The 12,369-nt window shown below is 43.6% G+C and carries 10 protein-coding genes and 1 pseudogene; 10 read left to right on the plus strand and 1 reads right to left on the minus strand.

Annotated features, from left to right (window positions below; genetic code table 11):
- Positions 1-78: pseudogene (locus ACRD69_RS24845) on the minus strand (DUF559 domain-containing protein); the annotation flags it as partial.
- 618 nt (positions 79-696) lie between these two features.
- Here ACRD69_RS24845 and ACRD69_RS24850 point away from each other — a divergent pair.
- The 10 genes from ACRD69_RS24850 to ACRD69_RS24895 all read left to right on the plus strand — a co-directional run bounded on the left by ACRD69_RS24850 (position 697) and on the right by ACRD69_RS24895 (position 11,488).
- Complete coding sequence (locus ACRD69_RS24850) at positions 697-1,623, plus strand: phosphatase domain-containing protein (protein WP_430817837.1); 927 nt, start codon at positions 697-699, stop codon at positions 1,621-1,623.
- A complete protein-coding gene (locus ACRD69_RS24855; RefSeq protein WP_430817838.1) occupies positions 1,620-2,519 on the plus strand; it encodes a diacylglycerol/lipid kinase family protein in 900 nt (299 codons plus the stop codon). Before ACRD69_RS24850 ends, ACRD69_RS24855 begins: the two co-directional genes overlap by 4 nt.
- A gap of 136 nt (positions 2,520-2,655) precedes the next feature.
- Positions 2,656-3,618, plus strand: a complete 963-nt coding sequence (locus ACRD69_RS24860) for a DUF4421 family protein (protein WP_430817839.1) — start codon at positions 2,656-2,658, stop codon at positions 3,616-3,618.
- A gap of 356 nt (positions 3,619-3,974) precedes the next feature.
- Positions 3,975-4,934, plus strand: a complete 960-nt coding sequence (locus tag ACRD69_RS24865) for an AAA family ATPase (RefSeq protein WP_430817840.1) — start codon at positions 3,975-3,977, stop codon at positions 4,932-4,934.
- Between the two features lie 10 nt (positions 4,935-4,944).
- The gene (locus ACRD69_RS24870) at positions 4,945-5,874 is read left to right on the plus strand and encodes a DUF58 domain-containing protein (protein ID WP_430817841.1); all 930 of its coding nucleotides are present in this window, start codon (positions 4,945-4,947) and stop codon (positions 5,872-5,874) included.
- Between the two features lie 5 nt (positions 5,875-5,879).
- Complete coding sequence (locus ACRD69_RS24875) at positions 5,880-6,359, plus strand: DUF4381 domain-containing protein (protein ID WP_430817842.1); 480 nt, start codon at positions 5,880-5,882, stop codon at positions 6,357-6,359.
- The gene (locus ACRD69_RS24880; protein WP_430817843.1) at positions 6,352-7,326 is read left to right on the plus strand and encodes a VWA domain-containing protein; all 975 of its coding nucleotides are present in this window, start codon (positions 6,352-6,354) and stop codon (positions 7,324-7,326) included. The genes ACRD69_RS24875 and ACRD69_RS24880 overlap by 8 nt, the downstream gene beginning before the upstream one ends.
- 1 nt (position 7,327) lies before the next feature.
- Positions 7,328-9,067, plus strand: a complete 1,740-nt coding sequence (locus ACRD69_RS24885) for a VWA domain-containing protein (RefSeq protein WP_430817844.1) — start codon at positions 7,328-7,330, stop codon at positions 9,065-9,067.
- Positions 9,061-10,395 (plus strand): BatD family protein, encoded by a 1,335-nt coding sequence (locus ACRD69_RS24890; protein WP_430817845.1) that lies wholly within the window; start codon positions 9,061-9,063, stop codon positions 10,393-10,395. The genes ACRD69_RS24885 and ACRD69_RS24890 overlap by 7 nt, the downstream gene beginning before the upstream one ends.
- 31 nt (positions 10,396-10,426) lie before the next feature.
- A complete protein-coding gene (locus ACRD69_RS24895; RefSeq protein WP_430817846.1) occupies positions 10,427-11,488 on the plus strand; it encodes an AI-2E family transporter in 1,062 nt (353 codons plus the stop codon).
- Positions 11,489-12,369: the final 881 nt, after the last annotated feature.

Consider the following 12,369-nt stretch of genomic DNA (forward strand, 5'->3'; position numbering starts at 1 on the left):
ATAAAAATCCAGAATGTATTGCCCAATAGAAGGTTGTCGCCTAAACTTCAGATTGCATATTCTTTTTCCTTTAAGGTAATTCCAAAGTTCACATTACGCTGGAGTTGCTCTGTTTCTCAATAGTTTTCTCCTATAAATCATTCCTGGCCGGTTACTTTTCATATCTTTCTTATATTGTTGAAAACTAATTTATAAAAATGACTTAAAACCACCTCCCCTCTCCTTCGTCGAGGTACTCCTCCTTGCCAGGAGGAGAGCTGATTTACAGCTTGCAAAACACTATATATGTGAATGTTTGAATCTTTTCGAACACTCGTGGGCGTCGCTGCGCTATGCCCCGGGCTATGATATGGCAGACCTACAGCCTGCTATTTAATGCTTGTAATATTCAGGACATGTGAATGCTGACTTCTTTTCAATCAATAGAGGGCAAAGCCATAAGCTTTGATGTTAAAGGAATACATTATAACATCAGATCAATGACAGTTCAACTAATAAACTCATCAACTCAATCAACATTTCAACAATTCGACAATTCAACAGTTATGCAGTTCGACAGTTCAACAGTTCGACAGTTATGCAGTTCGACTAACAATAGCTATCCCTTGATTGATAATCATTCATTTACTAATTTGTAAAGCAATCTTTAATTAACAACAGGATTCTGTATTTTCAAGAATTAATCAGTACAGCATAATGAAGCTTGTATGGCAACTTACTATCATCACCTTTAACGAACAGCTGCACTTTATCGAGGGTAGTATTGCATCAGGCAAGCCGTCATTGGCCCATGCCCCCAGGCAAGGTCTGCAGCACTTTTTTCAGACCATTAGCTCCTATTTTCAAAAACTATATGCTGCCCAAAAGCTACACATTAACACCGGTAATAATACCTACTCGTGTCAAACAGACAAGCAGGGTGGATTTAGTATATGGATTCACGATCTAATTGAAGACCCGGCTCTTATAACAATATCCGACCTGCAAACGGACTTGCCTGTCATACAGTCCTATCCCATTCATTTTCCTCCGGCTAAAGCTCGCTTCGATGTCATTTCTGATATTGATGATACCATTCTTGTGTCGCACACTTTAAGCCATTTCAAACGTGTATCAACCACGCTTGGAAGACAGGCACACAGGCGAAAACTGGTATCTTACACAGAGCAGTTGTTTAAATTCACTGACACTTATAAACCCAACTATATTTACGTTTCCCGCAGTGAAAAGAACCTGTTTCATTTGTTAAGCAATACCATCATACACCATGATCTGCCTGCAGGCCCCTTACTTTTAACCCCGGCCCTTCATTGGTATCAACTGCTTAAGGCCAACAAGCCACGGCAGCACAAATTCAATGTTATTTCAAGCCTTATTGAACATTCGGGCAACAAGTCTTATTTATTAATTGGCGATGACAGTCAACATGATATGCAGGTTTACCTGGCAATTATCCGTAAGTACAAATCCCGAATTCTGATGGTATTTATCCGACAGACCAAAACATTCAGATCTGCCCAACAGGTAAAAAACTGGGAAGCTATTATTCGCGAAGGCATTCCCGGTATTTATTATCAGGCCTTTGATCCCTTTGATCCAAACCTTATAAAACCACTATTATGAAACTATTTTTTGTTGTTAATCCAATTTCCGGAGGTGTTGATAAAGAACCTTTCCTTAAGGAGGCACAGGCCTTGTGCAAAAAGTATGGTATTACTTACCACATTTTCAAAACCACTGGCCGCGATGATGAAACAGCTCTTGTAAAGTCAATCAAGGACTTCAATCCAGATAAGGTAGCATCGGTTGGCGGTGATGGCACCACCTTGTTTACCGCAGTCACTTTAAAAGATTTAAGCTTCCCCATCGGTATTATACCATTAGGCTCGGCCAATGGCATGGCCGAAGAATTGTTTGTCAATCCTGATCCCATCGAGGCCTTGAAAGACATCATTATGTCGGAACGGATAGGCGATCTGGATCTGATATGTGTTAATGATAAACATTATACCATGCATATTGGCGATGTGGGTGTTAACGCTTCTATTGTAGAGGCCTATGAAAAAGATCCCAACAGGGGTATGGCTACCTATGCCAGGTATTTTATTGAAGAACTGACCAAACTAACTCCTTTTGATATAGCGCTTACAATTAATGGTGAAACCTTTCAGCATAAGGGTGTGATGGTTGCCATTTGTAATTCAAGAAAATACGGTACAGGTGTGCCGCTAAATGTGCTGAGTAACCCAATGGATGGCCTGTTTGAAATAGTCATTATTGAAAACATCGATGCCAAATCTCTCATATCAGCCGGATTAGCCAAGTTTGACGAGCGCTTTTATCAGAGTCATAACAGCCATGTCTACCAGGCACAAGAGCTTGAAATCAACTTTAAAGAAGCTCGCTTACTGCAGTTAGATGGCGAAGTGATTGGAAAGTTTGATAACATTCATGTACAAATGCTGGTAGGTGCAGTTAAATATATTACAAATACCAATAATAGCTATTTAACAATCTAATGAGCACTTCACCTATTGCCGTCGGTCCTTAACTACATAGAAGCCATGGATATTTTTAGGCTCATATCATTAAAAAACCTGTATAATAAGTATCTTTCGTAAAAAGAACTGAAGCTTATAAACGAATCAATCCTATATGCGTCGTGCTCTATTGCTCATATTCCTTGCCGTTATGGCTTTGAAAGCGCATTCACAGATCGAGGAAGTCAAAGACACCATCATTGTGAATCGCTTTATTGATTCATTATTAATTGACCGCAATAAATATAACTGGTCATTAAGAGCATTTACAAACATCAGGGAGCACAGGTTCTTTATAAACGATAACAACCAGTCAACAAAATACATACCCAATAATCCGTGGGGTATTGGTATTGGCTTTGCCTCTAAAAAAATAACACTTGATGTTGCCTTTAACATCAAGACAGATAAGGAAGATCCGACATCAAAGTTTAACATCAAAGTCAGCTATCAAAATAAGAAGCACTTTGTCGATTTCTTCCTGCACCGTTATGAAGGCTTTAATATATATAGCGGATCTGAAGACATAAGTATCTTTAATGAAGATATCACATCCTTGTCTAGCGGCATTAATTATATGTATATCATCAACAACAGACGTTTCCACGACAATGCTTTCAGATCTGTTATTGCCCACCAGAGTGAAACGTCCTATTCATTCGGTATTGGTGGTTTTGGCTATCTCATCCGGCAATCAGACCTCTATGTAGATGCGATTCCTCTCAATAGCATGCCCATAGAAGATGTAAAAGGCAGTGGCGGAGGATTGCTGGCTGGCGCAAGCGGTCTGCTGTCCATTGGTTCAGGCTTATATGCGTCGCTCAACCTGCAAGGCGGGGCCGGTTTCATGTATAAGAAAGTCACGGAACAGAATGAGGCAGCACCAGAAAGCGACAATTGGTTATTCCAGTTAAGAAGTCACCTTAACCTGGCTTATGTGAAGGATCAATACTATATAAACCTGAACTTCAATCTGCGCCATTACCAAACAGATTTATCTGCCGAGGCTACACACAAAATGTACATTACCGATGCCAAACTTGTCTTTGGATATAAGATATTCAGGAAAGGCATGTGAGGATGTGGGGATGTTCAATTCGACAATTCGACAATTCGACTCCCGACAAATATCAGGATAGACAATACGACAGTTACGCGGTTTGAACGTTGGGATGTCTTTCAGCTTTGTGATAAAATCAACAATATTTTCTCTCATCGGCAATTTACCTATATCACGTATATAGGTATTCTTCTAATCAGTACTATTGGGGTATTATCGATTTTTGCATACAACAAACAGACGCTGTCAACATGTTAAAGATTCAACAACTTAAGAGCTTATGTTGTAACAAATTCAAAAACCAAAAACAGTATTGATTGTTATGAATAATAACGTTTTACGCATTTCATACCAAACTAAAATTAGTTGATCAAATGGATACCCTCAATCAAATCAAAGAGCTTCAGGATCGTATCAACCAATCCATTATCGGACAGGAAAAGGTGGTTGAGAAAATTCTGGTTGTATTTCTGGCCAATGGTAATTTGTTGCTGGAAGGACTGCCTGGTTTAGCAAAAACCCGTGCTGTTAAAAGCCTGGCAAAAGAAATGCAGGCAGAACTATCGCGTATACAGTTTACCCCTGACCTGTTGCCATCCGACATTACTGGAACAGAGATCTATCAGCCCGAGCTGGAAAACCCTTTCGTCTTCCAGAAAGGTCCCATATTTGCCAACCTGGTACTAGCCGATGAGATCAATCGTTCACCTGCCAAAGTACAGGCTGCCCTTCTTGAAGCGATGGAAGAACGGCAGGTAACAGTGGCCGGTAAATCCTATAAAATGAAGGACTTGTTTATGGTGATGGCCACGCAAAACCCGGTTGAGCAGGAAGGTACCTATCCCCTGCCTGAAGCCCAGATGGATCGTTTTCTGATGAAAATAATGATCGACTATCCCGACACTGAAGCTGAAACAAAAATTTTGCGCCTGATCCGCAATGAAAGCAAAGGACAAAACATTAATAATGAGCCTTTATCACAAAATATCATCTTCAATGCCCGAAAAGAAATTAACGAAGTGGAAGTATCTGAGGCAGCCGAGAAATATATCGTTGATCTGATTGCTGCCACCAGGTATCCAGATAAGTTCAGTGAGGAACTGGCCCGATGGATTGATTTTGGCGCCAGTCCGCGGGGTACAATAGCCCTTGAAAAGTGTGCGCGCGTGATGGCCTGGTTAAACAGGCGTGACTATGTTGAACCCGACGATATACGCTCGGTGGTGCATGATGTATTACGCCACCGCCTGATACTGAGCTACGAAGCGAATGCCGGGCGCATAAGCCCTGAAAAGGTGATTGATACGATCATAGCTAATGTTGCAGTGATTTGATAACGGTACTATGGCATCAAAAACATCAGTATATCCCCCTGAAATAGCTATCAGCCTGAAGGAACTGGCTAAACTGGAATACCTGGTCAGTGACTTCAGTCTCTTGCCTCGTCAGCCGGTGCACAGCGTATTATCAGGTAAGCATGCCTCAAAGCTGCGTGGCCGGGGACTTGACTTTGCCGAGGTACGCCAGTATGTGCGAGGTGACGATGTGCGTAATATTGACTGGAAGGTAACGGCCCGAACCAAAGTGACCCACACAAAGGTGTTTACGGAAGAAAAAGAACGTCCGGCTTTTATCATTGTCGATCAAAGCTCATCCATGTTCTTTGCTTCACAAGGCACCGTAAAATCGGTAATTGCAGCGCAAATAGCTGCCATAGGAGGTTTTAAAGTGCTTAAAGCAGGTGACAGGATTGGTGGTATTGTTTTTGACGATAACAGCTATGAATCTGTTCGTCCCAAACGAAGCAGGAAAACCCTGATGCACTTTCTGGAACAGCTGAGCCTTAAAAACCAGGCATTGCCGCAACGTGAGAGCATACAGTCCAAGCAAGACATTATCAACAAGGTGTTGTTTCATGCTCAAAATAGCATAACACACGATTATGTAGTGGTGGTTATAAGTGATTTTCTAAACCTGAATCAGGACGGAAGACGCTACCTCACCAATATTGCCCGCCATAATGATTTGATCAACATCATAATCAGTGATCCGCTTGAGATGGATCTGCCCGAAATAAAAATGCCTGTTGGCGATGGGCAGAACCAGGTGTTGTTTACAGGTTCTGAATCTGTCAGAAGCAGGTACAGCGAGCTAAGCCGGCAAAGAAAGCAGGAAAACATTGACTACTGCCTCAAATATGGTATACCGGTCATGGAGCTGAATACAACAGAACCATTGGTGGAGCAGATAAAAAGCATTTTTGGTAAACGATAAAACTTATGCAGGAAACAACAATCAATACAATTGGTGAGCTTATGGAACCGGCTCCTGTGCCCTTTAGTTTTGAGGCACCAGGCTGGTACATTCTGCTCACGCTGTTTGGTCTGCTGTTAATCATTGCAGTTATCAGGCAAATCATTCGCTACCGAAAAAACAAGTACCGGCGCGAGGCCGTGGCACTACTGAAAGCATTGGCACAGTCCCATAGTCCCGGTGCCCATAAATTATTCAAGACCCTTGAAATACTCAAGCGGGTGGCTATTCATTCCTATGGGCGGGAAGAACAAACAGCCTTGAACGGCCTCTCATGGCTTACTTTTCTGGAGCGCAAAAACAAAGATAAAGCTGTATTCTCTCCCGATATTGAAAAGGTGGTTCTTGACTCTGTTTACCGGGGCAGCCACATCAAGCTATCTCCTGTTGATATGGATTTGCTGCAGGAGGAAAGTATAACCTGGATAAAATCGCACCATGTTTGAATTTAGCAATACTTGGGTCTTCTTTCTTTTACCCCTCCCCTTTATCGTATGGTGGGTTCTGCCCCCTATGCGCCGCAGAGCCAACACGCTCATTGCGCCATTTGCCGCTCAGGCTGCTGTGGCCTCAAAGCAAAAACTGAGAAGAAGTGCCTGGATTTCTAAACGAAATGCCTTGCAGTGGATACTGCTCTTTCTCGCCTGGCTCTGCTTGCTGGGAGCTCTGGCTCGTCCACAATTGGTTGGTCAGCCCGAAATGAAAGTAAAAACCGCCCGTAGTTTCCTGGTGGCTGCCGATATTTCATTCAGTATGGCAGCCAGGGACTGGGTCAAGAACGATCAACGGTTCACCCGTTGGGAAGGTGTCAAGGAAGTGATGGGTGAATTCATCAGTCGTCGCGAAGGCGACCGCATGGGGCTGGTCTTCTTTGGAACCAATGCCTATTTACAAACGCCCTTCACCTCTGAACTGGATATCGTAGAATGGTTTTTAGATGAAACAGATGTGGGCATGGCCGGGCAGATGACCAGCATTGGAAAAGCCATAGGCTTTGGTATTCGCTTATTTGAGCAGGACACACTCGATCATAAGGTAATGCTGTTACTCACCGATGGCTCAGATGGCGGCAAAGGTATTACGCCCCTCGATGCAGCCTATATGGCCCAAAAGGATAGCATAAAGATCTATACCCTTGGTATTGGCGACCCCGATGCACCAGGCTCCGACCTGGATGAGGAATCACTTAAGGCCATCAGCGAGATAACAGGTGGTCAGTATTTCAGAGCCATTGATCACGAGAGTCTGTCTGAAGCCTATGAGCTGCTTGACCAGTTGGAACCAATGGAGTTTGAAGAAGAGGAGTACAAACCGGTAACTGAACTGTATTATTATCCAACAGTGGCCTCTATCGTTATTGCCCTCCTGCTATTATTTATCCGCAGTATTATAGCTGCTGTAAAACGAACCTGATATGAGCGAATGGCTGGACATAGATCTTGAATTATTTCACTTTTTAAGGCCTCAGTACATATGGCTGTTCCTGCCTTTAATGGTAATCATACTTATTGTTCTTCTGGGCAATAGTACCAAAAACAAATGGCAGCATATCATAGCGTCCTCACTCCGGCCATATATGATTGCTAAAGGCAGCCGGATGAGCCTTATCGGCCCATTGATCGTCACTTTTATCATTGGCTCTTTAATGATAGTAGCCGCGTCAGGCCCTACATGGAAAATGCGGGAAGTACCCGGTGCCAAAAGCGAAACCATCCTGCTGATTGCCCTCGACCTCTCACCATCAATGCTGGTAGATGATGTGTCGCCCAATCGCCTTGAAAGAGCCAAGTTTAAAATACGCGACCTGCTGGATGCCAACCCGGGCTCCAAAGTAGGCTTAATGGCTTATGCAGGAACTGCCCACCCGGTGGTAACACCCTGCAGGGATTATAAACTGATCAGCTATCAGCTGGAGTCTTTACAGCCCAATGTTATGCCACTGGGAGGCACCAGGCTTGCCAATGCCCTGAATATAGCCGATTCTATATTTTCACGAACAGAAGCGCCGTGTACCTTATTACTGATAAGCGATGAAGTAACAAGCGAGCAAGCCGGCCAGATCAAAACCTTTGTCGCCAATACCAGGCATTCTGTTGAACTCATGCCTATGGCAACGCCACAGGGCGGAAGAATTCCGGGTAAGCGACCGGGTACTTATGCACGGCGAGACGGTCAGTTCGTCATCTCAAAGCTGAATACCCAGGTGCTGTTTGAATTGCAGAAGCATCCGTCTGTCAATGTGAATTCATTAACACTCGATAAGGAAGACGTCAGCCTGATCGCTGAGAAAGTGAGAAAAAACCTGGTGTTTCAGCAAAAGGATGAAGACAGTGAAGAAGACTGGCAGGAAATGGGCTTTGTATTGTTATGGCCTGCCCTTGTCTTATTTGCTTTCTGGTTTCGTAAAGGATGGATGATACAATGGTGCCTGGCCCTGGTCCTCTTATCGTCATGCGATACAACTGTTGAATCATGGGATGATCTGTGGTACACCAAAGATTACCAGGCGCAAAGAGCCTACGACAATACGCAGTACGAACTGGCGGCCGAAGGTTTTGAAGCCATGCAAAACAAAGGAGCCGCCTATTATAAAGCCGGCAACTATGAAGCTGCCATTGAACTATTTAAACAGGACTCATCGGCCACCTCCCTGTACAACCTTGGCTTAGCCTATGCTGCCAGTGGTCAGATCGATATGGCACAGGAAGCCCTTTTACTGGCCAATCAGCTGGATCCATCCAACAGAACCATTAGCGAGGGCTTAAAGCAGAACAGTGAACGTATGCGACAGGTGGACTCACTCAGGTCGGTCAACCCTGATGAAGCCATTGAATTAGAAGATAAGGAAGAACCTAAAGGTGAGCTGAATGAGCGAAGAGCTAAAGGTGAAGATGAAGAGTTAACATCTGACACTGAAGTGGATGAATTACCACAGGAAGGTGATCGTGTAACGGATGAAGTGGAGACTGATATGCGGAAAGCTGAAGAACTGGAGCGTCCCCCGGAAGATTTTCAGCCACAGGCAGGCGAAACGCCTCAAAACATATTATTGAGGGAGATATCTGCTGACCCCTCTGAGTTTCTGCGTCGACGCTTCAAATATCAGTATGAGAAGTATTATTCAAACGAAAAACAGCCAGACGAACCATGGTAAAATTCCTATGCATATCTACGCTGATCATACTGATCACAGACATCAAGGCACAAAACATTGATGCTTTCGCAACTGCCCGCGTCAATACGCGTAAGGTTGTCATTGAGCAGCCTGTAAAGGTGAGTGTCAAGGCCTATTCGTCCACCTGGTTTACCCAGCCCTTGTCATTTGGCAACCTGCAGGTTGAGGGTGCTTATATACAGGCTTTTAAGCGAACTCAAAGCTCCATTGAATACATCAATGGTAAAAAATACGCTGCCCTTGAATTCTATTACGTTGTATTTCCCTATACATCAGGTGAGATAACCTTTCCCGAACTGGCGCTGTCAACCAGCATACCGCCTGAGGGCGATTACAAGGGCCAACCGGTTACCTTGCGTACCAAGGCCATTAGCATAACAGTTGAACCCGCCCCCGAAGATGCTGAGCCTGGCCGCTGGCTGGTGGCCTCTGACGCGCGTGTGAGTAACGAATGGTCACTGAAGCTGAATAAGTTAAAGGTGGGCGACGTTGTTAGCCGTAAAATAACTACCAGGGCAAGCGGCACCTTGCCAACCTTCATTGATGAACCGCTGGTTGAACAGGTTGATTTTGCAAGTATATACACATCTGAGCCTGAATTCATTGATGACAGGGACCATAAAAGCGTCAACGGCCGGCGTATTGATACCTACTCCTACCTGCTTGAAGAGGCCGGGGAATTTACCATTCCCGAACTGGAAATAAGCTGGTGGAACCCATACATGCAACGGTTTTACAAGCGAAAATTACCGGCCTATACACTTACCGTTCAGCCCAATGACGACCTGGCTGAATTGGAGCTGTTAAAGGATTCCCTGCAGGCCCTAAAGCCATCTTTCAATGATGACACGGCTGAAACAGCTGAAGCTGACAGTAAGCCTTATAAAAAATATATAATAGCTGCTCTCATCGGATTGGTATTGCTGTACATGATCATAAAAACAGCTATATACCTTCGTAAGAGAATAATAAAGCAGCGATTACAATATGTGTCCAGTGAGCGCTATTGGTTTAACAGGCTATTGAGGCAAAAGAACCGTCATCGCTTTATTGCGGCAATATATAGCTGGATAGATCATTTGAACCTACTGCCTGGAAAACAGACCTTCAAAGCTATCAGCTCAAAGGACGAAAAACTAAAAGAAGCGCTTCAGGAACTTAATCAATCGGTATACTCATCAAAAGCAAAGAATAAGCAAACGAATATTGCCAGGATAAAAAGCAGGCTTAGACAAAACAGAAAACGATATACATCAAGCAATTCAGATATAAAAGCGGTATCTTTAAACGATCTGAATCCTAAATAAATTAAACGATCAAACCAAATAACACTCTATAATGCAAACATCAACCCGTAACATTACGCTGACCTTTGCAGCTGTCATAGTTATACTGGCGGGGTTTATGGCGGCCAAGTCCATCATTCTGCCAATACTGTTAGCCTTATTCATCAGCATCATCTGTACGCAGCCCATCCTGTGGCTTGAGAAACGTAAGGTGCCGTATACACTTGCCATCGTTATTGTTCTCTCAGGGGTAGCCTGCGTTCTCATTCTGTTCGGAAGTATTATCGGTCGATCTATCTCCAATTTCATGGGCGATCTGCCGCGTTATGAAGCCAACCTGAGGAATATATTTGCAGCCAGCATCGACAGGCTTGATAATATCAGCGGCTTTGACATAGATTCCAATCAACTGGTTGATATGCTTGACCCGGGACGCATTATCAGTTTTACAACCGGTGCCGTGGGTGAATTTGGCCGTATTATGTCAGACTCATTTATCATCCTGCTGATCACCATTTTTATTTTACTTGAAGCCAAATCATTCATTAAGAAAGCGACCATCATCAGGCGACTGCACAAGATATCAATTGATCACCTTGATAAAATTGCTCACAGCATTCGCCATTACCTGTCTCTTAAAACGGTAATCAGTGCCCTGACCGGACTCTTTATCTGGGTATGGCTACTGATACAGGGTGTCGAGTACGCTATTCTTTGGGGTGTTATCGCTTTTCTGCTCAATTATATTCCAAATATCGGTTCCATTATAGCTGCGGTACCAACATCCTTGCTTTCAATGTTACAATTTGGCTGGGGAGGCATGCTATGGACCATATTGGGCTACCTGTTTGTCAATACGGTTATGGGAAATATTGTTGAGCCTAAGATCATTGGCCGGGGACTGGGTCTGTCAACCCTTGTCGTCTTCCTTTCACTTATTATCTGGGGCTTTATCTTCGGACCTGTAGGAATGTTTCTGTCGGTACCGCTGACCATGACCTTCAAAATTATACTTGAAGAACGCGATAAAACAAAATGGATAGCGACCCTTCTGGGCGATGAGCATGAAGCCAAGCAGCTCTTGAAAAAAACAAATGAAGTAGAGGCCATGTAGTTTATTGGTTGATGAGTTTATTAGTTTAGTTGTCGAATCGTCGAACTGCTAAACTGTCAAACTGTTGAAGTGTTGAACTGGGAAACTGTTGAACTGAGAACTGAGAACTCGTCGAACTGATCATCCCGATAGCCCTTGGTAGTCGAATCGTTGAACTGCTAAACTGTCAAACTGTTGAAGTGTTGATTCCGGATAGTTACTTGTGAGTCTATCTATCTGGTTCAAAATTTATTATGTAGTGCATCTCCACATCGAACATCCTCACATTACATCTACTCATATTCGGGCATTGGATATCCCGGTGCATGGAACAGAAGCGCGCGAAGAACAATTGCTGTTGCACCGGATTGATAAGCACTGGGTAACCCGGGGCGTGTAATCCGTGGTCAAAAGGAAGAAAATCGTGGTTTCAAAGGAAGTATAGTATTGTACAAACCAATGATTTAAATAAATAAAAAAGGATGAACCACGAATTACACGAATTGTGCAATCGCTTCGCGATTACTATGGCGCAGCCATAATCCGTTAACCCCTAATAGCTATTGGGTGATAGACATTTGGGTGTGGTTTTAATTTGAAGCTGTAAATCAATTAATCAGTTCGACAGTTTATCAGTTCGACCAATAAACTCATCAATATAATTTATACACAATCGGGCATTGGATATCCCGGTGCATGGAACAGAAGCGCGCGAAGAACAATTGTGGTTGCACCGGTTTGATGGGCACTGGGTAACCCGGGGCGTCCCTGCGCTTTGCCTTTTAGTGTTCGAAAAGAAGTTTTATAAACGTATAGATCTATGCATCATGTAAATCAGCTCTCCTCCTTACAAAAAGGCTGTATGTTTGTAATAAGAAACACATAAGCCTCTATTGTGTCGT

This window comes from Carboxylicivirga agarovorans (assembly GCF_050589845.1).
Taxonomy (GTDB): domain Bacteria; phylum Bacteroidota; class Bacteroidia; order Bacteroidales; family Marinilabiliaceae; genus Carboxylicivirga; species Carboxylicivirga agarovorans.